The 22,252-nt window shown below is 69.9% G+C and carries 23 protein-coding genes; 15 read left to right on the top strand and 8 right to left on the bottom strand.

From position 1 onward, the window contains the following. Positions 1-8 precede the first annotated feature (8 nt). Positions 9-1,094 (bottom strand): hypothetical protein, encoded by a 1,086-nt coding sequence (locus Q8A52_RS34635; protein ID WP_316758738.1) that lies wholly within the window; start codon positions 1,092-1,094, stop codon positions 9-11. Further along, the gene (locus tag Q8A52_RS34630; RefSeq protein WP_316758736.1) at positions 1,085-1,762 is read right to left on the bottom strand and encodes a hypothetical protein; all 678 of its coding nucleotides are present in this window, start codon (positions 1,760-1,762) and stop codon (positions 1,085-1,087) included. The genes Q8A52_RS34635 and Q8A52_RS34630 overlap by 10 nt, the downstream gene beginning before the upstream one ends. 820 nt (positions 1,763-2,582) lie before the next feature. On the opposite strand from Q8A52_RS34630, the gene Q8A52_RS34625 reads away from it, so the two are divergent. Genes Q8A52_RS34625 through Q8A52_RS34585 form a run of 9 tightly spaced genes read left to right on the top strand, consistent with a single transcriptional unit; the run spans position 2,583 to position 9,123 of the window. Continuing rightward, a complete protein-coding gene (locus tag Q8A52_RS34625) occupies positions 2,583-3,308 on the top strand; it encodes a hypothetical protein (protein ID WP_316758734.1) in 726 nt (241 codons plus the stop codon). A 17-nt stretch (positions 3,309-3,325) separates the two neighbouring features. After that, positions 3,326-4,216 (top strand): hypothetical protein, encoded by an 891-nt coding sequence (locus tag Q8A52_RS34620; protein ID WP_316758732.1) that lies wholly within the window; start codon positions 3,326-3,328, stop codon positions 4,214-4,216. Then, positions 4,213-5,520, top strand: a complete 1,308-nt coding sequence (locus Q8A52_RS34615) for a CpaF family protein (RefSeq protein ID WP_316758730.1) — start codon at positions 4,213-4,215, stop codon at positions 5,518-5,520. The genes Q8A52_RS34620 and Q8A52_RS34615 overlap by 4 nt, the downstream gene beginning before the upstream one ends. A 5-nt stretch (positions 5,521-5,525) precedes the next feature. Next, complete coding sequence (locus Q8A52_RS34610; RefSeq protein WP_408649305.1) at positions 5,526-6,530, top strand: type II secretion system F family protein; 1,005 nt, start codon at positions 5,526-5,528, stop codon at positions 6,528-6,530. Beyond that, on the top strand, positions 6,527-7,447 hold the full coding sequence (locus Q8A52_RS34605; RefSeq protein ID WP_316758728.1) for a type II secretion system F family protein: 921 nt from the start codon (positions 6,527-6,529) through the stop codon (positions 7,445-7,447). The genes Q8A52_RS34610 and Q8A52_RS34605 overlap by 4 nt, the downstream gene beginning before the upstream one ends. Before the next feature lie 49 nt (positions 7,448-7,496). Then, complete coding sequence (locus Q8A52_RS34600) at positions 7,497-7,748, top strand: hypothetical protein (RefSeq protein ID WP_263211399.1); 252 nt, start codon at positions 7,497-7,499, stop codon at positions 7,746-7,748. A gap of 20 nt (positions 7,749-7,768) precedes the next feature. Beyond that, positions 7,769-8,227, top strand: coding sequence for a TadE family protein (locus Q8A52_RS34595; protein ID WP_408649304.1), 459 nt, complete (start codon positions 7,769-7,771; stop codon positions 8,225-8,227). Beyond that, positions 8,228-8,662 carry a TadE/TadG family type IV pilus assembly protein gene (locus Q8A52_RS34590; RefSeq protein WP_316758724.1) on the top strand — a complete coding sequence of 145 codons (435 nt, stop codon included), beginning with the start codon at positions 8,228-8,230 and terminating at the stop codon, positions 8,660-8,662. After that, positions 8,659-9,123: a TadE/TadG family type IV pilus assembly protein gene (locus Q8A52_RS34585; protein WP_316758722.1), complete on the top strand. Its 465-nt coding sequence runs from the start codon at positions 8,659-8,661 to the stop codon at positions 9,121-9,123. Before Q8A52_RS34590 ends, Q8A52_RS34585 begins: the two co-directional genes overlap by 4 nt. Positions 9,124-9,136: 13 nt before the next feature. Here the strand turns inward: Q8A52_RS34585 and Q8A52_RS34580 are convergent, their stop codons facing one another. The 4 genes from Q8A52_RS34580 to Q8A52_RS34565 are packed head-to-tail and all read right to left on the bottom strand — an operon-like array spanning position 9,137 to position 13,597. Further along, a complete protein-coding gene (locus Q8A52_RS34580) occupies positions 9,137-10,981 on the bottom strand; it encodes a serine/threonine-protein kinase (protein WP_316758720.1) in 1,845 nt (614 codons plus the stop codon). Positions 10,982-11,041: 60 nt separating this feature from the next. Continuing rightward, positions 11,042-11,770, bottom strand: coding sequence for a hypothetical protein (locus Q8A52_RS34575; RefSeq protein WP_316758718.1), 729 nt, complete (start codon positions 11,768-11,770; stop codon positions 11,042-11,044). Beyond that, a complete protein-coding gene (locus tag Q8A52_RS34570) occupies positions 11,767-13,275 on the bottom strand; it encodes a C2 family cysteine protease (RefSeq protein ID WP_316758717.1) in 1,509 nt (502 codons plus the stop codon). The genes Q8A52_RS34575 and Q8A52_RS34570 overlap by 4 nt, the downstream gene beginning before the upstream one ends. Positions 13,276-13,279: 4 nt before the next feature. Beyond that, on the bottom strand, positions 13,280-13,597 hold the full coding sequence (locus tag Q8A52_RS34565) for a hypothetical protein (protein WP_316758715.1): 318 nt from the start codon (positions 13,595-13,597) through the stop codon (positions 13,280-13,282). 71 nt (positions 13,598-13,668) lie between these two features. On the opposite strand from Q8A52_RS34565, the gene Q8A52_RS34560 reads away from it, so the two are divergent. Continuing rightward, positions 13,669-13,797, top strand: a complete 129-nt coding sequence (locus Q8A52_RS34560) for a hypothetical protein (protein ID WP_316758713.1) — start codon at positions 13,669-13,671, stop codon at positions 13,795-13,797. Positions 13,798-13,814: 17 nt separating this feature from the next. Further along, positions 13,815-14,414 carry a hypothetical protein gene (locus Q8A52_RS34555; RefSeq protein WP_316758711.1) on the top strand — a complete coding sequence of 200 codons (600 nt, stop codon included), beginning with the start codon at positions 13,815-13,817 and terminating at the stop codon, positions 14,412-14,414. Positions 14,415-14,432: 18 nt separating this feature from the next. On the opposite strand, the gene Q8A52_RS34550 is transcribed toward Q8A52_RS34555, so the two are convergent. Together Q8A52_RS34550 and Q8A52_RS34545 are read right to left on the bottom strand one after the other, a co-directional pair. Further along, positions 14,433-15,488: a hypothetical protein gene (locus Q8A52_RS34550; RefSeq protein ID WP_361618680.1), complete on the bottom strand. Its 1,056-nt coding sequence runs from the start codon at positions 15,486-15,488 to the stop codon at positions 14,433-14,435. Further along, entirely contained in the window at positions 15,485-16,135 is a 651-nt protein-coding gene (locus Q8A52_RS34545) for a hypothetical protein (RefSeq protein ID WP_316758707.1), read from the bottom strand. Before Q8A52_RS34545 ends, Q8A52_RS34550 begins: the two co-directional genes overlap by 4 nt. A gap of 304 nt (positions 16,136-16,439) precedes the next feature. Between Q8A52_RS34545 and Q8A52_RS34540 the strand changes: the two genes are divergently transcribed. From Q8A52_RS34540 to Q8A52_RS34525, 4 genes are all read left to right on the top strand, one after another. Further along, on the top strand, positions 16,440-19,385 hold the full coding sequence (locus Q8A52_RS34540) for a BTAD domain-containing putative transcriptional regulator (protein WP_316758705.1): 2,946 nt from the start codon (positions 16,440-16,442) through the stop codon (positions 19,383-19,385). Continuing rightward, the gene (locus tag Q8A52_RS34535) at positions 19,382-20,191 is read left to right on the top strand and encodes a prepilin peptidase (protein ID WP_316758703.1); all 810 of its coding nucleotides are present in this window, start codon (positions 19,382-19,384) and stop codon (positions 20,189-20,191) included. Before Q8A52_RS34540 ends, Q8A52_RS34535 begins: the two co-directional genes overlap by 4 nt. Before the next feature lie 73 nt (positions 20,192-20,264). Continuing rightward, positions 20,265-21,464: a cyclic dehypoxanthinyl futalosine synthase gene (mqnC, locus tag Q8A52_RS34530; RefSeq protein ID WP_316758701.1), complete on the top strand. Its 1,200-nt coding sequence runs from the start codon at positions 20,265-20,267 to the stop codon at positions 21,462-21,464. 17 nt (positions 21,465-21,481) lie between these two features. Further along, positions 21,482-22,081 (top strand): imidazolonepropionase-like domain-containing protein, encoded by a 600-nt coding sequence (locus Q8A52_RS34525; RefSeq protein WP_316758699.1) that lies wholly within the window; start codon positions 21,482-21,484, stop codon positions 22,079-22,081. The last annotated feature ends 171 nt before the right edge of the window (positions 22,082-22,252 follow it).

The following is a 22,252-nucleotide window of genomic DNA, read 5'->3' as shown; positions in this document are numbered from 1 at the left end:
TCGGTCTGTCAGCGGTTGACGGCTTGGATTTCCTGGACCGTGATGTCCTGGGTGGTGCCGAAGGTGCCGTTGGGGAGGTCGCCGCCGGCGCCGCCGGTGCCGGTCCAGCTGATTTCCCAGGTGATGGTGGCCTGGAGCTTGAAGGTCCCATTGCCCGAGGAGCGGAGGTATTTAAGGCCGCAGGGCGGAGTCTCGTCGGACTTGCCCTTGGCGTAGGGCTCGCCGATGGAGCCGTCGGCGTTGATCGCGCACTCGCCGGAGGCCGGGTAGGTCTCGGCGTTCTCGGTGCCCGGCTTCAGCTTGAGGGACACCGGTTTGGCGGTGGTCGTGGCCTGGATGTTGAAGCCGGGGACGTTGATGGCCGCCGTGGCCTGGACTTCGTCGAAGACGGCCTTGTCGAGCCAGGCCCATGTCGGCAGGTTCACCTTGGTGGTGGCCTCGGGCGCGAGGGTCACCTTGGTGTCGGGCAGTTGCATGCGCTGGTACGCGAGGGCGGCGAGGATCTCCGGAGTGACGGCCTCTTCGTACTGGGCCGGTGGGGCTTCGCCGTTGTCGACCCAGAAGGGGAGGTCGTTGCACGAGCTTCGCTTGAGTACGTCGGGTTCGTCGGGATTCTCGACAGCGGCCCAGAACATCCCCTCGCCGTCCTTCTCGACGTTGTAGTCCTTGTAGCCGGGAGTGTCGGTCCAGCCGTACTCGTCCTCGTAGTGGCGCTGCATCTCGCCGATCGCCGCGCCTGCGGTGCCGCCCATACCGGGCGTGTTCTTGGCGCTCTCGATCTGCTCGGACATCTTCTTCTTGAAGTCCTTGGCGCCGAGGTAAGGGGCGTACCAGCAGGGCGGCGGCGTCCAGTTGACGTCGGAGGAAGTCACGTTTCCGGTGCTGCCGTCCTTGGTGACGGCGCCGGAGTACTGGATCTTGGCAGCGGCGTAGATGCCGGTCGAGTCCCCGCCGCCCGACTGCTCTGTGTCGGCGCCCCTGTCCTTGCCCGTCGGCCCTGCCGCGTAGGCCGGTTCCGCAAGGACGAGGACGCTGAGGGCCAGAGTCACGGCCCCGGCGCCGAGCAGTATGCGTCGCGATTCGCTCACTGGCACTTCGCCGCCTTAGTCTGGACGTACACCTTGGACGCCTGCCACAGGTCATCGGCTGTGGGGAGCTTGGCCATGACGATCTTGAAGTAGTCGAAGTCCGCGAGACTGGGCTTGGTCTTCAGGACCTTCCCCGTCTTGATCTCCTTGCCATAGAACTTGGTCGAGTCCACACAGAACGCCACTTCCACAGCCTGGTCGTTCGTGGTGGACCGGGTGCTGACGTCGTAGTGGCGCTCCGTGCCGGTCGCCGTCCAGCCGCCCTTGATCCAGTCGTTGATCTGCACCTGCGCGTAGTGGAGCCCGTCACCGGTGGCGTACGCGGTCAGGGCCGCGTCCTTGGTCGTGCGCTTGTCGATGCCCCGGTAGATGGCGCGGAGGAAGTTTGCAGCGTCCTCCATCGCCGCCGCCTCGTTCTTGTCCTTCGGCTTGTCCCAGTCGAAGACCATGGTCAGGTCCATGTCCTTGGGCAGGGACACGTCCACGCCGTCCGGCTTGTCCTCTGCCGGTGCTCCTGAAGCGGATGCCGAAGCCGTCGGCGTCTTCGTTCCCTGGTCGGCGCCGGCGATCTTGTCGTTGTCCCCGGCTTTGTCATCCCCGCTCCCGCAGGCGGTCAACAGCAGGGCTACGGTCGCGGCGAGCGCGGTAGCAACGGGCAAAGTACGGCGCTTCACAGTGAACTCCCCGTGAGACAAATGTCCATTCAAGTGACTTGACAGTATCGGTGAGTTTCTCGGTTTCGCCAGTGCGAACTCCCCTGAGAGGATGGATAATTCGGAACGTACCGGCCCTTGCGGGAGCGCTCTGTGTCCTGATCGTGTCCGGGTGGGCGACGAGCCCCGAACGCACGTCCAGACGTCCAGGGCCCGGTGTTGCTATGGGGGCCTTTGTGTCGCTACTGCGGGTTCCGGTACCTAGGACATGCGCAGGGCGGGAACGCCGCGGTCTGCGGGATGGGGTCGATGTGGCTGCCCGTCCAGGTGCGGACCTCGCCGCGGTCCTGGATGGTCGTGCCGTCCGACGTGACTGTGTGGACGCGGATGGTCATTCGGGATGGCCGGGGAGTGGCGTCGAGGAGTTCCGGATCGTGGCACGTCCGGTTTCCCGGCTTCGTGAGTGGTTCGTGCAGACATCGTGGCCACCAAGTGACGAACGCGGTGGGACGGACAAGATGCCGAAGGGGCAACGCATTCGCGCGCGCACAGTGACCAGCGTGCTCTCATCCCGGCGCTCAACCGGGAACCGAACTACCGTAGTTGCACGTGTTTAACTGTGCGACCCCCGGGGCCCGGGAACCTCAACGCGCCTTGAGGGGCTTATGTGCGGCTGATACGGTGCGATCGCTTGACACTCACCCCGGCCATCGGTATTCGGCCAGGTCGGGCGGTGCGTCCAGTGTGTCCCGTGCCGTCGTGCGCGGGCATTCGGGGGTGAAGTGTCCGCTTTTGCAGGGAACTTGGCAGACATTTTCTTGGGTGTACGGGGAGCGGTTGCGTGAAGATCCAAGAGCGTACGGGGGCGGGCGCCGGTCGTTCCGCCGCTCCGGCTCAGCCGTCGGTCGGTGACCGCCTTCCCACGCCGCCTCGCGAGCGCAAACCGGCACTTGCCGCGCTGGCCGTGCTGCTGATCCTGCTCGGTGCGCTCGGCGCCACGACGCTCGTGCTGCGTGCCGGTGACCGGATCGAGGTCGTCAAGGTGACGAAGCAGATCGAGGCCGGTGAGTCCGTCGGCGACAACGTGACCTCCGTGATGGTCGCCGCCGATGACAACCTCAACTACGTCAAGTGGTCCCAGCTGGCCACCCTCAAGACCCTCAAGGCCAAGTCCACGATCTACCCCAACACGGTCGTCATGGGGCAGATGTTCGCCGAGGGCAGCAGCCTGCCCGCCGGCAAGGCCGCCGTGGGTGTCGCCCTCAAGGAGGGCCAGTACCCGGCCGACATCAAGTCCGGTGATGTCGTGTCCGTCTACAACGTGGACACCAGCAACTCCGGCTCCGACAAGACCGGTTCCTCCGGCTCCTCCGGCACCACCGCCGGCGGGTCCGCACTCGTCGAGGGTGCGAAGGTCTACAAGGTCGCCGCGGACAGCGACGCCACCGTGAGCACCGGCAACCTCTCGGTGACCGTGCTCGTCGACCAGTCCCAGGCCGCCGCCGTCGCGCGAGCCGCGTCCGCCGGCGCGGTCGCCCTCGTGCGCGTTCCCGGCAACGGCAACTAGAAGGCGGCTCCCACCCCATGGCGCTCATCGCAATCGCCGCCGACAAGGGTTCCCCCGGCGTCACCACCACGGCCGTCGCCCTGGCGGCGGTCTGGCCGCGTCGCTCGCTGCTCGCCGAGACCGATCCGGCGGGCGGCGACCTGGTTTACCGCAGTGCCGCCGCGCACGGCGGCCGGCTCAACCCGAACATCGGCATGCTGTCCATAGCGGCGACCGCCCGCCGCGGCCTCGTGCCCGACCAACTCTGGGACCACGTCCAGCCGTTGAGCGGCGGACTCGAAGTCCTCGTCGGTCTCGGGATCGCCGAGCAGGCCACCGGCCTCGCCGGGCTCTGGCCCACCCTCGGCCACGCCTTCTCCTCCCTGGCCGACTCCCCGAACGCGCCCGCCGACGTCATCGCCGACTGCGGACGGATCAGCGGGGACACCCCGGCCGTCGAGCTGTTCCCGCACGCCGCCCTCGTGCTGCTCGTCTCCCGCACGGAGCCCGAGGCGCTCGCCCGCGTCCGGGACCGGGCCGCCGCCCTCTCCACGAAGCTGCACGGCGGACCGCGCGGCGCCGCCGCCCTGGCCACCCCGCTGATCGGCGTCGTCCTGATCACCGACCCGGGCAGCTCCGGCAAGCTCGTCAACCAGGTCAACGACATGCTGGTGCACGCCCAGACCGGCGCCCGCGTGGTCGGCACCATCGCGGACGACCCGGCCGGCGCCGAACAGCTGGCCGGACGCAAGCGCGGGCGCCTCGACAAGTCCCTGCTCATCCGCTCGGCCCGCAAGGTCACCGCGGATCTGTACCAGCAGTACGGCGCCGCCTGGGCCGCGGCCGCCCAGGCGAACCAGGCACACCAGGCCAACCACGCGCCCCGGACGCAGCAGACCGATCAGGGCCACGCGGGGGCCGGGCGATGACCGCTGTCGACCACCAGTTGGTCAAGCGGTTCCGGCAGGAGGCCGGCGACCGCATCGCCGAGCAGCGCCGCCTCGACCAAGTGGGCGGCGTCTCGCCGATGTCCACCGAGGACGAGCGGCAGTACGCCCGCGCGGTCATCGCCCAGATCCTGGAGGAGTACGCCCGCACCGAGATCAACGCGGGCCGCACCCCCCTCGACGCGGAGACCGAGGAGCAGTACGCGGCCGCCGTGCACGCGGCGCTCTTCGGTGTGGGCCGGCTCCAGCCCCTGCTGGACAACGCCGATGTCGAGAACATCGACATCAACGGCTGCGACCAGGTATTCGTCGGGTACTCCGACGGGCGGGAGGCGAAGGGGGACCCCGTCGCCGAGACCGACGAGGAGCTGATCGAGCTCATCCAGGTGCTCGGCGCCTACTCCGGACTCTCGTCGCGTCCCTTCGACTCCGCCAACCCCCAGCTCGACCTGCGGCTGCCCGACGGCTCCCGGCTCTCGGCCGTCATGGACGTGGCCCGGCGGCCCGCGCTGTCCATCCGTCGCGCGCGCATGGGCAAGGTCTTCATCTCCGACCTCGTCGGCAACGGGACGGTGACGCCCGAGGTCGCGCACTTCATGGCCTGCGCGGTCCGCGCCCGCAAGAACATCATGATCGCGGGCGCCACCAACGCCGGCAAGACGACGCTGCTGCGCGCCCTCGCCAACGAGATCCCGCCGCACGAGCGCCTCATCACCGTCGAGCGCGCCCTGGAGCTCGGGCTCGACACCTTCCACGACCTGCACCCGAACGTCGTCGCCTTCGAAGAACGGCTGCCCAACTCCGAGGGGCAGGGAGCCATTTCGATGGCGGAGCTGGTGCGCCGCTCGCTGCGTATGAACCCCTCCCGGGTCATCGTCGGTGAGGTCCTCGGCGACGAGATCGTGACCATGCTCAACGCGATGTCGCAGGGCAACGACGGCTCGCTGTCCACGATCCACGCCAACAGCTCCAGCGAGGTCTTCAACCGTATTTCCACGTACGCGCTGCAGGCGTCGGAGCGGCTGCCCATCGAGGCCAGCCAGATGCTGATCGCGGGCGCGGTGAACTTCGTCGTCTTCATCCAGCGGCGCAACAACTACCAGACGGGCGGCCGCCTCCAGCGCATGGTGACCTCCGTCCGCGAGGTCAACGGCGTCGACGGGCGCGTGCTGTCCAGCGAGGTGTTCGCGGAGGCCCCCGACGGACGGGTCGTACCGCATGCACCCATAGCCTGCCTGGAGGACCTGATGGCCTACGGCTACCAGCCGCACGGGGCGTGGGGGTGACCGGCATGACGTACCCAGCGCCCACCTACGAGGCTCTCGGCTCGCTCGGCTCCATGGGCGGCCTCTTCTCCACCGAGGTCCTGTACTCGATCGGCAGCGGAGTCGCCGTCGGCGGCGGACTCGCGCTGCTGATGATCGCGATCCGCGGACTGCCCGCCAAACCCGAGCACGAGAAGCAGAAGGCCAACGAACGGGCCGCCGAGCTGATCCGGTTCGCCGGCCGGCGCGGCTCGCTCGCCGCCATCGTCGGACTCGCCGTCCTGCTGCTCACCCGCTGGGCGGTGGCCGGCATCGCGGCCGGTGTGCTCGTCTTCTTCTGGGACCGCCTCTTCGGCGGCGCCGCCGAGGAGCGGGCCGCCATGCGCCGCGTGGAGGCCCTCGCCTCCTGGACGGAATCGCTGCGCGACACGATCGCCGGTGCCGTCGGCCTGGAGCAGGCCATCCCGGCCTCCGCCCGTGCCGCGGCCCCCGTCCTCCGGCCCCACCTCGACGCCCTCGTCGACAAGCTGCGCGCCCGCACCCCGCTGCCCGACGCGCTCCAGATGCTCGCCGACGAGATCGACGACGCGTCCGCGGACATCATCGTGGCCGCGCTGATCCTCAACGCCCGCCTCCGCGGCCCGGGTCTGCGCCAAGTCCTGGGCGCCCTGGCCAAGTCGGCCCGCGAGGAAGTCGACATGCGCCAGCGCGTGATGGCCCAGCGGGCATCGACCCGCCGCTCGGTGCAGATCGTGGTCGCCGTCTCGATCGCCTTCGTCCTCGGCCTCGCCGTCTTCAACCGCGACTTCGTGGCGCCGTACGGCACCGCGGTCGGCCAGCTCGTACTCGCCCTGGTCTGCGCCCTGTTCGCACTCGGCTTCTGGTGGCTGCGCAAGCTGTCGACGATCGAGACGCCCGAGCGCTTCCTGATCCGGGACGAGTCCTCGGTGCAGTTCGTCCGGCCGCGCACGCCCGCCGGGCAGGGCCCCCAGCCCCAGCCGTTCCAGTCGGAGGAAGGTGTACGCCGGTGAACCTGACGATGCCGATCGTGGTCGGCGTGGTCTTCGGACTGGGCGTCTACGGGCTCATCCGTGCCTTCATGCCGACGAAGCGCAGCGCGGTCGCGCAGGTCGCCCGGATCGACGCGATGCGAGCGCGCGGAACGGCGTACGAGTCGGCCCGGCAGACGAAGGACACCGGACGTCTCGGCTCGCTGCGCGCCGAAATCGGAGCCCGCGTCTCGGAGTTCTACCTCCAGCAGGGCTGGGAACAGCGCTCGCTGCGGGCGGACCTGGCCGTCCTGGACCGCAGCTGGGAGAAGTTCCTGGCGACAAAGGTGCTGCTGGCCACCGCCGGTCTGTTCTTCGGCCCGTTCCTGTTCGCGGTGGTCTGGACGCTGGGCTTCGGCTCCAGCCCGGTCATCCCGGTCTGGCTGGCCCTGCTCTTCGCGGCGCTGTTCTTCTTCCTGCCCGACCTGGAGGTACGGCGGGACGCGGCCGAGAAGCGGCGCGACCTGCGGCGCGTGATCGGGGCGTACCTGGACCTGGTGTCGATGAGCCTGGCGGGCGGCCGCGGCCTGCCCGAGGCCCTGATGGCCGCGGCCGAGGTCTCCGACGGCTGGGCCAACCAGCGCATCCGCAACGCCCTGTCCGACGCTCGTATCACCGGTGTCAGCCAGTGGCAGGCGCTCGGCGCGCTGGGCGAGGAACTGGGCGTCGAGGAGCTGAAGGACCTGTCGGCGTCGCTGGCCCTGGTCGCGGACGACGGCGCCAAGGTCCGCGAGTCGCTCGCCTCCCGCGCCGAGACCATGCGCCACCGCGAACTCGCCGAGATCGAGGGCAGCGCGGGCGAGAAGTCGCAGTCGATGCTCGTGGCCCAGCTGCTGCTGTGCGCAGGCTTCCTGGTGTTCCTGATCTTCCCGGCGGCGATGCGGGTGTTCCAGGTCTGACCTGATCCCCTATCCAGGACCGCGAACTGTTTCGAGAGGACAACTCATCATGAACGGACGGAACTTCGGCACCGGTATTCCGGCGGTGGACTTCCTCGTCACCTTCTTCCAGGCCCGCGTGGAGCGGGCTCGCTCCGGCGAACTGGACCGCGGCGCCTCCGCGGTCGAGTGGGTCATCATCTCCGCGGTCGTCGTGGCGATCGTGGGCGTGGTGGCCGCGATCATCAACGAAGCGCTGAAGAGCGGCGCCGACAAGGTCGGTGACTGCATCAAGGGCGCCAGCGCGGACAAGACCTGCTGATCAGGCGTACGACGACGGGGATGACGGGGTTGTTTGTGGGCGTGGGCAGATGGGCGCGCCGCCGGGCGGAAGCCGCGCGCGGCGACTCCGGTGAATCGGGCATGACCGCGATCGAGTTCGTGCTGCTCACTCCCGTGCTCTTCTTCATGATCTTCGCGACCGTCCAGTTCGCCCTGTACTTCTTCGCCGACCACGTGGCCCAGGCGGCGGCCCAGGCGGGCGCCCGCAAGGCCCGGGCCATGGCCGACGAGCAGCCGGGCGCATGGCGCGGCGAGGCGCGGGACGTGGTCGACTCCTACATCCGCCAACTCGGTCCGCAGCTGGTCCTGTCCCCGGACGTGGCGATGCTCCAGCCGGAGCAGAACACGGTGGGCGTGGAGATCTCGGCGCGGGTGCCGACGGTGTTTCCCGGGCTGGACCTGACGGTGCACGCGCAGTCTTCGGGGCCGGTGGAGCGGTTCGTGAAGGAGGAGAACTAGGTGTCCCCCGAGTCCCTCGACTCCTGGCGCGGACGACTCGTGGGCGACGATCGGGGTCTGTCCACCGTGGAGGTGGTGATCCTCGCCCCGGTGATGATCCTCTTCATTCTGGTCCTGGTGGCCTTCGGCCAGCTGGTCGACGGCCGGGGCGCACTGGACGGCGCCGCCCGCGACGCGGCCCGCGCGGGCTCGATCCAGAAGGACCACGCTACGGCCATGGCGGAGGCGCGCAAGGCTGCCGAGGCGGACCTGTCGGACGTCTGCTCCGGCCCGGTGTCCGTAGTCCAGACCAGCCAGGGCTTCGCACCCGACACCATCTTCACGGTCGAGGTGAGCTGCCAGGTGCGGGGTCTGGCCATGCTGGGCCTGGACGTCCCGACACGGCTGACGGCGAGCTTCAGTTCCCCGCTGGATCCGTTCCGGAGGTCGGCGTGAGACGCGATGTCGTACGGGAATGGTGGGCGGCCCGCAGCTCGCGGCTGGACGACCGCGGCTCCGGCGCGGGCGCGGTCATCATCTTCGCCCTGGTCTTCCTCTCCCTCGCCGCCTTCGTGATCGACGGCGGCCTGTCCATCTCCAAGCGTGAACGCGCCGCCGACATCGCGGAACAGGCCGCCCGCTACGCCGCCCAGGACATCGACAAGGAAGCCCTCTACGACAACGAGGGCGGCCCCGCGCCGATCAACTACCAGGACTGCGACGCCCGTGTGAAGGCCTTCGCCCGCGAGATGGACATGAACGGCGCGGACATCGCCGCGACCCACTGCGTGGCGGCCGACGCCCAGCAGGTGCGGGTCGAGGTGCAGTTGACGTACCAGCCGGTGTTCACCGGGATGTTCTACGGCGGGGACGTGGTGGTGCACGGGCAGGCGGTCGCGAAGAACGAGGTCGGCTGACCCGGAGCGGACATCACTCGGGCTTCCACTGCGTGGCCGTGACCACGTAGGTACGCAGGTTGTCGTTCGAGGGGTCCTTGCCGACCTTGGTGATCCAGAGGTGGATGACGGGACCCTCGCTGGATTCGATGCACAGACCGGTGCCCGCCTTGAGCACCGAGTCGTCGCGGATCCTGCTCAGGGGGATCGGGTTGGCGAGCGTGGCCTTACGGGCGGTGTCCCGGCACTGGGTGGGGGTGGGGCGCTGTTCCGTCGTCACGTTGAAGGTGCCGCTCTCGTCGGCCAGATGGATGCCGTTGCCCTTGATGGGGTCGGGGCAGTCCGTGTACGTGAGCCACTGTCCGGAGGTCGGCAGGTAGGTGTCGTTGAGGGAGACCGAGAGGTCTCCGAGATCGAGCGTGGTGACGTCGGACGGGCTGCACAGGGTGCCGGATCCGACGTCCTTGGCGGTCGCGGTGAATTTCGGGGCACGCAGCACCAGGTTCTTGTTCCGGACGCTGATCTGCCACCCGGCCTCGGTCTTCGGAGCGTCCGGACCGGCGGAAGCCCCTGCGTCGGCCGAGGCACCACGTGCTTTCGTGTTCTGACCCTCCGCGGAGTCGGACTTGGCGCCCCCGGACGGGCCCGACGAGGTGTCCGTGCCGTTGTCATCCCCGAGCAGTCGGTACGCGGCCAAGGAGCCGCCCCCGATCACGAGAACGCCCGCGGCGATCGCGGCGAGCAGTGGTGTACGACGACGCCGGGGAGCCGGGGCCGATGATGCGGGCTCGGCGAGGGGCGTGGACTGCGCTGGGTACGACGGCGCGGTCGGCGCAGCGGCCATGAGGACCGCGCCCGGTGCATGAGCCGGGCGCGTGGGCGCGGCCGCCGCGAAGGCGGTCTCGGGAGAGAGCCCCGGCCGGGTGGGCACCGGGGCCGGCGGCGCCTGCGGGGGCATCGCGCCGCCCGGGGCCGCAGCGGAGGAGTAGAAGCGCATCGTCCGCTCCTGCTCCGCGATCTGCTCCACCACGGCCTGCGGCAGCCACCAACCCTCGTGCCGCATCAGGCCTTCGGCCCCGGCCAGGGCGTGGCACGCCTCGATGATCCCGGTGGGCGTCGGCCGGGCGGCCGGATCCTTGCCGAGGCAGGCGGCGACGATGCCGCGCAGTTCCTCGGGGCAGGTGGTGAGGTCGGGTTCGGCGGAGACGATCCGGTACAGGAGAGCGTGCGAGGACCCGTCCCCGAAGGGGTGCCGCCCCGTCGCGGCGAAGTACGTGATCAGGCCGAGAGCGAAGACGTCCAGGGCCGGGGTCACCTCACCGCCCACGGCCTGTTCGGGTGCCATGTAGGCGGGTGTGCCCAGACGGACGTCCGTGCCGGTGAGCGCGGTCGTGTCGGCGGCACGGGCGATGCCGAAGTCGATGACACGGGGTCCGTCGGAGGCCAGCAGCACGTTGGAGGGTTTCAGGTCCCGGTGAATGACCCCGGCCGCATGGATGGTCTGGAGGGCCTCGGCGATGCCGGCCGTCAGCTGCAGTGCCGTTCGCACCGGCAGGACGCCGTGCTGGTGAACGGCCGACGCGAGCGAGGGGCCCGGGACGTAACCGACGGCCAGCCAGGGCTCCGGACCGTCGGTGAAGCTGTCGAGGACCGGTGCGGTGTACGGCCCCTGCACGCGACGGGCGGCGGCGACTTCCTGGGTGAAACGCTTCCGGAACTCCGGATCCTGGGCGTACTCCCGTCGCACGGCCTTCAGCGCCACCGGCTGCCCGCCCCGCGTGTGCGAGAGGTACACCACGCCCATCCCACCCTCGCCGAGCCGGGCACGGAGTCGGTAACCGGCTATCTCCCGGGCGTCGTCCGACGCCAGCGCTTCCATCGGTGGGTCCCTCTCGAGTTGTTGAAGTGGCCGTGATACGGATGCGCCGGGAGGCGAATGCTATGCGTCTCCGAGCTGCCGCAGGTCCACGTATCCCGCCTTGAAGTCCGGCGAGCTCATGCCGACGTTCATGTGGCCGGTGTCGATGGTCTCGACCTTCCAGAGCTTGCCTGCGATCTCGACGGTGCTGCCGATGCGTACGTCGTCGTAGAAGGCGAGCTGCCCCCGGCGCACATCCGTCGCGCTGATCGAGGCCCGGGCCGGACCGGCCTGGATGTCGGTCACGACGGCTCCCAGTTCGGGTCCGTTGTCGGGCACGTGCCAGCGCAGCCGCCAGTGGCCCTCGGACGTCGTCGGCCACTTGGCCATGTGTGCCCCCTGGTTCGTGCCGCTGTGGTCCGGCGTGGTGAGGACCACGCGGTAGGTGCAGATCTGGGCGACCGTGTAGGAGTGCCCCTTCAGGGTGAGCTTGCGCCCCGGTGCCACGGTCTGCTTGGCCTCGTCCACGGAGAGCACCGCGGTGCGGTGCTTCCCGTCGGCGCCCGCCTCGGCGTAGGCCACCTTTCCGCCGCCCGGCAGCGCGGTCGTGCCGCCCCGCAGGAGGTGCAGACCCTTGGCGTCCTTGTTGCCGTCGCACTCGGGGCCCTTGTCGGCGGCCGGCGCGGGCTCCGGTGCCGAGGACGACGCCGAAGGGCCTGTGCTGTCCGACGCCTCGGGTCCGCTGTTCGTGCCGCAGGCGGTCAGCAGCAGCGTGAGGCAGACAGCCCCGCCGAGTTTCGTGATCCTCATCCTGCCACCTGCAGTTCCTGTGGGGTGTTGAAGTACTTCTCGTACTGTTCGGGCGTCGCCTCGACGTCCGGAGCGCCGCCACCCCAGGGGTTGCCGAGGATGATCTTGCCGTCGGGGGTGAATCCCTTGACGTAGAAGACGTGCCGGCTGACGAAGCTGCTCTTCCACTCCTTCGGTACGTCCTTGGCGTCGACGGAGTCGGTCGCCACGATCACCGGGTGATGCGACTGGAAGGACTTCTTGATGGCGTCGAGGTTGTTGTCGAGCGACTTGGAGTCGTGGCCGGTCACATAGGGCGGGGCCATGTTGGTGTAGTCCCACTCGATGGCACCGTAGTCACCGGACTCGGTCCGGTCGTAGAGCTTGTCCCCCGGATGGTTGTCGGGGCTTCCGCCCTTGTCGCCGCCGTACATCAGGGCAAACGCCTTCTCGTAGTACGCGGGCCAGGTCTCCCCGGCTCCGTGGGCCGACACCAGGTTCCCGTTCTGGTCCATCGGGAGGTCGGGGGTGACGGTGACCCAGTGCTGATTGCCGTCCTTGTCCCAGATCCGGACGTCCACCGTGCCGTTGGGGTTCTGCTTGATCCCTTCGGCGATGAACTTCGGATCCGCCTGCGCCGTCGCGGTGAGGGATGCGATGTACCAGCAGTCCCCGAACTGACCCTGCGAGATGCTCGACGCGTCGACCTTGCCCGGGGTGGCGAACAACGGGTCGCCGGGCATGCCGTAGTGCATGTCCTTCACGCCCTGGTTGAGCTGGGAGTTGTATCCCTGCAGCCACGCGTCGGTGGTGTCGAACCCCGGCTGGATTCCCGGGAAGGCCGCCTCCAGCTTGGCCCAGTGCGTCGGTCCGGCCTTTTTCAGCAACCCGCTCAGGTGGTCGCGGAACTGGGCGTCGGGTATGCCGTCGTGGGACTCCCACCACCACATGCCGCTGTCGTCGGTCTTCTTCGCCAGGTCGCCGTAGCGGCGGAGGTCCTCGGCCGGGACCTTGGCGAGGAAGGCGTCGAATTCGGCGGGGGACAGGCCGTTGAGCTCGTCCTTGACCTTGTTCAGATCGTCACGGTTGCCGTCGTCGCCGAAGTCCTTGCCGTCCAGCGCGGCGATGTCCGCCAGCGCCTGGTTGATCTTCTTCTCGTCCGGGGCGCGCTCGTCGGCGAAGGCGAGCGCCGGGTCGATGTCGTAGCCCTTGGCGAGGAGTTCGTTGCACTTCTCCAGCTGGTTGCAGCGACGCGTGATCGAGTCGGACATGTCGTGCAGTTCGTGGCCGAGCGATCCCGGCAGGTTGCCGCCGCCGAACAGCCAGCCGAAAGAGCCGGAGAAGGGGTTGCCGACCAGCGGTTCGAGGGCGGGGCTCGTGGTGGCGGGCTTGCCACCGAGCAGCCCCTGGGCCTGGGTCAGCACCGCGGAGACGTCGCTGTGCAGCTTGCCCGCGTTGTCACCCAGCGTCTTCAGATCGCTCCCGAGACTGCGGATCTTCGGGATGTCGAAGCCGGCGAAAGGCATTGACTCACCCGCCAGGCTTGTTGCTCTGAGCCTTGCGGGCCTGGTCGTCGAGGTTGTTCGCCTCGGTCTCCCACCGCCGGGCGTCGGTGATCAGATCACTGGCCATCGAGTGCAGCGAGCTCTTGCGGGTGCCGAGCGTCGCCGTGGAGGCCTCGGCGAACGGGCCCTTCCAGATGGCGGGTGCCGCCTGCGTCACCGCATTGTCGAGATACGGCCCGAGCGACCCGGCAATCGTCCGCGCCCGGCGGGCACACTCCCGCAGATCGTCCGCGCGTTTCTTCAACTGCGCAGGAGTTTCGCCCTGTTCGTCCGGTCTTCCCATGTCAACCCCGTAGTCGATCGGCGTCAGGCACCGATTGCCGATGCTAACAAACGAGTGATCAGGTCAAGTTGATGTGCCGGTCCGACAGTTACCGCACCCTTACGAAGTACCCGGCGATCCTTCACGGGCAGATGGAAGAAGTGCCGATGGCGGACGCGATGGCCGAACTGCCCGACGCCACAGCGGCCTCGCAGACCTGAACGGAGTGACGGGTCCGATGACCGACGACGACCTCTCGAACCTCGGCCTGGAGTTCTCGGAGGACTGGGTACCCTTCCCGGCCATCGGTACGGCGAACCGGGAGCTGGACCACTGGTGCAGCTCCCAGGCCGGGGAACTGGCCGAGCGGTACGCACGCGACGGCGAGCAGGCCGACGTCCGCGCCCTGACCCGGGACCTGAGGCGCGCGGCGGCCGACAGCCACGCCCGCACGCCCCTGGCCGCCTTCGGCTGGTACGTCAGCGGCCACAACACGGTGGCGGCGATCATGGACCTCGACGCCATCCACCCCGACGACACGGTCCCCGACGTGTCCCTGGCCTGGCTGACCGGGCACATGACGGTCCGGGACCTCGGGGCACCGGACGTCCGCGAGGTACGCCTCCCCCTCGGGGACGCCGTCCGCATCCGCCAGAACTTCGTCGGCGAGAAGAAGCGCTTGCTGGGCCCCCGCCCGGTGATCCGCTCCCTCTTCTACGGGGTCCGCCCGGACGGCATGGATACGGCGATCACCCTCGCCCTCTCCTGGACGGAACCGGTCCTTGACGAGCCGGTGGAGCAGATGGGGGACACCATCGCGGGGACGCTGTCGCTGTGACCTCGCGCAACTCTTCGGTCAGCGGTTGACCGACTGGATCTCCTGGACGTTGATGTCCTGCGTGGTCTCGAACGTGCCGTCGGGCAGGTCGCCGCCGCTGCCGTCGGAGCCCTTCCAGGTGATCTGCCAGGTGATGCTGGCCTTCAGGTGGTAGGGGGTGCCGTTGGAGGCGCGGAGGTAGGTGACTCCGCACGGTGGGGTCTTGTCGGCGTCGCCCTTCGCGTACGGCGTGCCGATCGAGCCGTCGCCGTTGATGGTGCAGTTGCCGGAGGCGGGGGAGGTCTCGGCGTCCGGTGTACCCGGGTCGAGGTGGAGCGCCACCGGCTTGGCCGTCGTCTCCGCCCAGAGGCCGGTGTCCGGGAGTTCCGCGCGGACCTTGACCTCCTTGAAGGTTCCCTTGTCCAGCCACACCCAGGTCGGGATGTTGACGGTGGACTTGGCCGCCGGCTTCAGCTCGATCGAGGTAGTGGGGACCTGGATCTTGTTGTAGGCGTATTCGGCGAGGGTCTTCGGAGTGGGGGCGTTCGGCACGTCGGGGACCTTGCCGGCGTCGACCCAGAACATCAGCCGACTGCACAGGGACGTGTCGTCCACGGCGTTGAGGTCCGGAGCGACTCCGCGCCAGAAGTAGCCGTGCTTGCCGAGGTTGTAGTTCTTGTAACCCTTCACGGTATTCGGGGTGGTGAAGGTACTGAACGCGTCCTTCTCGTCCCTGAAGTGGTCGGTCCAGAGGCTCGATCCGTACCACCCGTCGCGCAGTCCGGCGTCGCCGTCGCCGTCTTTCTCGGCGAAGTCCTTCAACTGCGCGGGGGAGAACACGGGCTCGTACCAGCATGGCGGCGGCTTCCAGTTCACGTCCGTCGACGAGACGGTGCCCTGCTTGCCACCGGTAGGACCACTCTGTTGAGTGACCTTGATGCGTGAGTAGCGGGCGGAGGCGCTCAGCTCCTTGCCGTTGCTGTTGCCTCGCGTGTTGGTGCCAGCGCCCCCGAAGGCGTCGGCGGGTGCCGAGCTCAGCAGGGCCACGACGAGTGACCCGGCGATCACGGGTGTTGCCCGGTGTCGCGCCCTCACTTGGAGCACCCGCCTCGCTCGGAGTGGACGGACGAGTTCTGCCACACGCCCTGTGCACTCTTCGCCAGGGAGACCGTGTAGAGGACGTAGGGGTTCGTGCCTGCCGGATTCCCCTCGACCTTGCTGGTCTTGCGGTTCTTGGTGGACGCCTTGCTCTCGTCCGTGCAGTAGCTGAGCGACGCCCCTGCACCGGTCTTGGCCAGGCTGACCCTGGGGCTGAAGGCGGGCAGCTTGCCGATGACGGTGAGGTTCTTGTCCGTGTACGACTTGATCCACGTCTTGGTCTGCTGGACAACGCCCGCGGTGTCATAGAAGGCGACGGCTTCGCTGTCGGGGTTGTCGGCGATGATCGCCGCATAGCCCGCCCGGAGTTCTTCCTTCGCGTCGTTGAGCACCGCCTGCTTCACCGGATCGCCGCTGGTCCAGTTCTCGAACGTGAGCTGGAAACTGCTCGGCAGCGTGATCACCGGGCGCTTGGCGCCGGACGGCGCCGAAGACGATGCCGGGGCGGAGGCCGACGGGCTCTTCGACCCCGTGTCCGCGCCCTTGATGTCGTCCGACTTGTCGCCGCCGCCTCCGCCGCAGGCGGTCAGCAGCAGGGCCGCGGTGGTTGTCACGGTGGTCAGGGTCAGGATGCGGCGGGCCACGGTGAGTCTCCCCCGGAGTTCGGCGTGTGTGCAGCTGAGAATGAAGCTATCAGGGGCGTATGACAGTGACTTGAGTGGTCGTGGGGGATTGTGCGGGGGGAGGTGAAGGGGTAGTGCGTGGTGGATGTGGGGTCAACTTCCGCATGAAGTGTATCAATTGGACATGCTCGGGTGAATCGGTGGTGATCGGTCCTCCGGTCTCCGGCCACCTCTTCGACGCTGTCAGTCCCACTCAATAGGATCTCTGTAGGCTCGACCCACCCCCCGAACCCACTCCTCCCACACACGACCCAGGACACCCGCCATGGCGCGACGCAGCACATCAAGCTCGACGGGAAGCCCCGCGGGCCCGCGGAACCGGACACCGCAGCCGGTGCGCGTGCGCCGGCGTTCGTTCGGGGACTTCGTCAAGGCGTTCTTGGCGCTCATCGCTCTGCTCGTGCTCGTCGTCGGCGTACCCGGCGCCCTCGCCGTAGAAGTCGGGTGGCCGCTGCCGCACGCGGCGCCGTCGCTGGACTGGCTGCAGCAGGAGATCACGGTCCAGACCTTCCTGCACGTCCTCACCGTGATCGTGTGGCTCGCCTGGGCCCAGTTCACGGCCTGCGTGCTGGTGGAGGTCAAGGCCGCGCTGTCCGGCGTGGGGATCCCGGGGCGGGTCCCGGGCGCGGGCCCCAGTCAGCTGCTCGCCCGGCAGCTCGTCGCCGCGCTGCTGCTCGTCGGTGCCACCGCGGCCGGCCTCACGCCGGGGCTCTCGCAGCTCGGGCACAGCCTGGAGGGGAACCAGAAGGGCACGGTCGCCGCGGCCCAGCAGACCCCTGGGCTCTTCGCGCAGCAGCAGGAGCAGGCCGCGAGCACCGCCGCCGCCCTCGCCGAGCAGGCCACCCACGCCGCCCACGCCGGCGGCGGCAGCGCCAAGGCGGGGGACACCAAGTACTACCGGATCCAGCCGCCCGAGGGCCGTCACCACGACTCCCTCTGGGAGATAGCCCAGCGGCACCTCGGCGACGGCCGCCGGTACAAGGAGATCTACGAACTCAACAAGGACCGGATCCAGCCCGATGGTTCGCGGCTGTCCGAGGCCAGCCTCATCCGTCCCGGCTGGATCATGGAGATGCCGGGCGACGCTCACGGCGGCGAGCTCGTCGAGAACCCCGACGCCCATGTCTCCCACGAGGTGCGGCAGCAGATCCACGACTACGCCAAGACCGGGGATCACGCGAAGGAACACGGGCACGGGCAGCACGCGAGCGGCGGCGGTTCCGGCGGCTCCCACGTCTCCCTGCCCCAGCAGCGGCCCGCTCCGGACGGGGGACAGGAGCGGCAGCACGTCACCCCCGCCGCCGACAGCGGCTCCGGGAGCCACTCCTTCGGCCTGCCCGAAGCCCTCATCGGCGCCCCCCTCCTCGCCGCCGGCCTGCTCGGCGCCCTCGGCCGCCGGCGCAGGCAGGCGATGTGGCAGTCGGCGCTGGGGGCCCTCGGCGGGCGGCGCGGCATGGAACCGCCGACGCCGACCGGGGACGCCCAGGACGTCCACGACGCGCTGCTCGTCGGGGCCGACCCCGAGGGCGTACGACTCCTCGACCGTTCGCTGCGGGGCCTCGCCGCCTCCCTCGCAACCGAGTCGCGCGCACTGCCCGTCGTCTACGCGGCCTGGCTCAGCAACGGCGATCTGCACCTCCAGCTCGCCCAGCCGGCCGGCAAGCCGCCGACGCCCTGGCAGCTCGGGCAGGACCAGACGTTCTGGATGCTGGCGCGCGCGGATGGCGAGAGGTACGAGGACGTCGACACCGCGGCGCCGTACCCGGGTCTGGTCAGCCTCGGCACCATGGACGACTCGCGGCTGCTGCTCAACCTGGAGGCCGTGCCCGGAATCGTCTCCCTGAGCGGCCGCGAGGCCGACCGGGCCGCCGTGTTCGCCTCCGTCGCCGCCGAACTCGCCACGAGCGGCTGGTCGGACCGGATGACCATCACCCTCGTCGGCTTCGGCGAGGACCTCACCGCGCTCGCCCCCAACCGGCTGCGCCACCTCGACGGCATCGAGGCGCTCATCGAGACGATGGAGGCCGAGACCCGGCAGCGGCGCGGCGCCCTCGGTGCCGCCGGCCACGACTCCGTGCTCACCGGCCGCTCCGGGCCCGCCCAGCACACCCGTTGGGCCCCGCACCTGGTCCTGCTCGCCGCCCAGCCCTCCGCCGAGGACGCCGGCCGACTCGCCGAACTCGCCGCCGACGCCAGCCGGCTCGGCATCGGCTACCTCGTCGGCGCCGAGACCGGCGATCTGCCCGGAGCCGCCTGGGAGATGGAGGTCACGCCCGAGGGCAAGCTGCTCGCCCCGCTGCTCGGGCTGGAGCTCGACGCACAGCTCCTGCCGGCCGTTCAGCAGCGCGCGGTCGTCGAGCTGTTCGTCGAGGCCGACCCCGACCGCGACCCCGACGGGCCGGCCACCGCCCCGCCGTTCCTCGTCGACATCAGCGAGCAGGGGCGTCCCGCGGTGTACGCGCGCCTCGTCGGGCCGTACGAGATCATCGGCCTCGACACCCCGGACGGGGAGCGCAGCGCCCTGCTGCACGAGGCGCTCGCCCTGCTGCTTCTGCACCGCGAGGGCGTGCACCCGCGCGTGCTCGCCTCGGCGCTGTGGCCGCGCGGGGTCACCGAGGACGTACGGGACGCGCTCATCGAGCGGCTGCGCACCTGGCTCGGCACCGACCCGGACGGCACGCCCCGGCTCGGCGCCGACGCGACCGGCCGGCTCACGCTCGCCAAGTCCGTCGTCTCCGACCTCGACGTGCTGCGCTCCCTGTACCACGAGGCCACGCAGGGCAAGGGCGTCGACAGCCGCGCCGTGCGCGGACGGCTGCTCACCGACGCGCTGGTCCTGGTCCGCGGACCGCTGCTCGCCGACCGGCCCGAGGGCCGCTACCGCTGGCTCACCCACGAGATCGTCGACGCCCAACTCCCGCTGCTGGTCGCCGACACCGGCCTCGCCCTGTCCGCGTTCCACCTGGAGAAGGACCGTGCGGAGAAGGCGATCGAGGCGCTGAACGCGGCGCTGAACTCGGCCCCGGACGACGAGCGGCTGTGGAACGAGCTGCTGCGCGCCACCCACGCCACCGGTGACCCCGGCCGCCTCCAGAACCTCACCGTCGACCTCCTCGGCCGCAGCGGCGCCCGTGGGCTGCCGCCGCGCACGGAGGCGCTCCTCGACGAGCTCCTGCCGACCTGGCGCGACGGCGCCGCCGCGGCGGGATGAGCGACCTCGCGGTGATCATCGCCGCCGCGCTGTGGGGTGCGGTGGCGGGGGCGCGGCTGCGGCACGCCGCCTACCGGCTCTCCGTTCCGTCGGGGGAGAGGTGGCGGGAGGAGTGTCCGGCCGGGCATCCGATCGGCGGATGGATCGGGTGGGGGCGGTGCCGGGAGTGTGCCCGGGCCGCCGAAGCGAGGGACGGCGCCGGAGCGTCGTACGGCACCACCGTGTCGCACGGTCCCGGCGCGTCGTACGGCACCACCGCGTCGTACGGTCCCAGCACACTCCTGCTCTCCGCCACCACCGCCCTTGTCTGCACCGCGCTCGCCGCCGCCACCGGCACCCGGCCCGAGCTGGGCGTCTGGCTGCTGCTCGCGCCCTTCGGGGTGCTGCTCGCGGTCGTGGACTTCCGGGTGCAGCGGCTGCCCGACGCGCTGACGCTGCCACTCGCGGGCGTCGCGCTCGCCCTCCTCGGCCTGGTGGCCCTGCTCCCCGAGCACGCCGGTGACTGGCTCACCGCGCTGTACGGCGCCCTGGCGCTCGGCGGCGGCTACTTCGTGCTGTTCCTGGTCAACCCCGGCGGCATGGGCTTCGGCGATGTGAAGCTGGCGCTCGGAATGGGCACCGTACTGGGGTGGTACGGCTGGGCGACCGTCATGCTCGGCACCTTCGCCGGCTTCCTGTTGGGTGCGCTGTACGGGGGTGCCCTCGTCGTCGCGCGGCGGGCGGGACGCAAGACGGCGATACCGTTCGGGCCGTTCCTGATCGCCGGAGCCTTCGCGGGGGTTCTGATCGGCGCGTACGCGGCCTGAGATCAGGCCCGTGAGAGCCCTGGCGTAGGCTGGTTCGGTCCGTCCACAAGCCTTGACGAAAGGGACGCCCCCGGTGACCGAGAAGGCCGACCTCCAGTCTGTGCTCGACCGTGCCGCAGCGGGCGGACGCATCACGCCCGAGGAGGCGCTCGTCCTCTACCGCGACGCCCCGTTGCACGCGCTGGGCGCCGCCGCCGACGCCGTGCGTCGCCGTAACTACGCGGGTGTCGAGCACATCGCGACGTACATCATCGAGCGCAACATCAACTACACGAACGTGTGTGTCACGGCGTGCAAGTTCTGCGCCTTCTACGCCGCCCCCAAGGACACCGCCAAGGGCTGGACCCGCGACCTCGACGACATCCTGCGCCGCTGCGCGGAGACCGTGGAGCTGGGCGGCACGCAGATCATGTTCCAGGGCGGGCACCACCCGGACTACGGCGTCGAGTACTACGAGAAGCACTTCGCCGCCATCAAGAAGGAGTTCCCGCAGCTCGTCATCCACAGCCTGGGGGCGAGCGAGGTCGAGCACATGGCCCGGATCTCGAAGGTGTCGGTCGAGGAGGCCATCACCCGGATCCACGAGGCCGGTCTCGACTCCTTCGCGGGTGCCGGCGCCGAGTTGCTGCCCGAGCGGCCGCGCAAGGCCATCGCCCCGCTGAAGGAGAGCGGCGAGCGCTGGCTGGAGATCATGGAGGCCGCGCACAAGCTGGGTGTGGAGTCCACGTCGACGATGCTCATGGGCACCGGCGAGACCAACGCCGAGCGCATCGAGCACCTGCGGATGATCCGGGACGTACAGGACCGCACGGGTGGCTTCCGGGCCTTCATCCCGTACACCTACCAGCCCGAGAACAACCACCTGAAGGGCCGCACCCAGGCCACGCTCTTCGAGTACCTGCGGATGATCGCGATCGCCCGCCTCTTCCTCGACAACGTCCGGCACATCCAGGGCTCCTGGCTCACCACGGGCAAGGAGGTCGGCCAGCTGTCCCTGCACTACGGTGCCGACGACCTCGGCTCGATCATGCTGGAGGAGAACGTCGTCTCCTCGGCCGGCGCCAAGCACCGCTCCAACCGTCTGGAGATCATCGACCTGATCCGCAAGGCGGGGCGTGTCCCGGCGCAGCGCTCGACGACGTACGAGCACCTCGTCGTGCACGACGACCCGGCGAACGACCCGGTCGACGAGCGCGTGATGTCGCACATCTCGTCGACGGCGATCGAGGGCGGCACGGCACATCCCGAGCTGAAGCTGCTCGCGTCCAACTAGAGCCAACCAGGGGTTCCGTGCTGACACTTCACGTCGCCGAGCAGTCGCCGGAGGCGGCGGTTCTGGTCGATGGGGCATCCGTCGCCGCCGTCGGCCCGTACCAGGAACTGGCCGCCGCGCACCCCCAGGCGAGGGTGCGGCGCTGGCCCGGCATCCTGACGCCCGGACTGCTGAACCCGTACGGCCCGGAGCTCCTTGAGGCCACGTACCATCCCGACCCGCGCGAGGCCGATGCCCTCGGTACCGAGCCGATCGGCGGGGAGCGGGCCCGGGAGATCTTCCGCACCGACCCCGCACGCCTCGGCGCGAGCGCGCGGCGCGGGATCCAGCGGATGCTGGCGCACGGCACGGTGGCGGTGGCCGGGGAACTACGGTCGCGGGCCGTGGTCGACGCGGTGCGCAGGGCCGGGCTCGCGGTGGGGCAGCGGCCGGAGCGGCTCCCTGGCCCGGCGGCGCTGTCCCCGACCCCGCTGGTCCTGCTGCCGAGGCTGGTGCCGGGTGGTCCCGCCCGGTTCGCCGTCTTCGACGTCGCGGACCGCGCCGAACTGGTCCGGCGCGGCGCCGGAACCTGCGTGGCGACCGTGATCGGCGGGCGGCTGGTGTACCGCGGCCGCTGATCACGGCCCGCGCCGGGAAACGCCGGGCCGCTTCGTCCGACGCGGACTGGCCGTCCTCGCACTGCCGAGGCTGCCGCCGTCAGGATGCGCGGGGCGTTGCCGTGACGATGCGCGGCGCTGCCGTGACGCTGCCGAGGGCCGCTGCCATGACGTCGTACCCCCAGCTGCCAC

The organism is Streptomyces herbicida, assembly GCF_032656585.1.
GTDB lineage: Bacteria > Actinomycetota > Actinomycetes > Streptomycetales > Streptomycetaceae > Streptomyces > Streptomyces herbicida.
The sequence above is the reverse complement of the archived record's forward strand: the minus strand, read 5'-3'. Positions and strand labels throughout refer to the sequence as shown.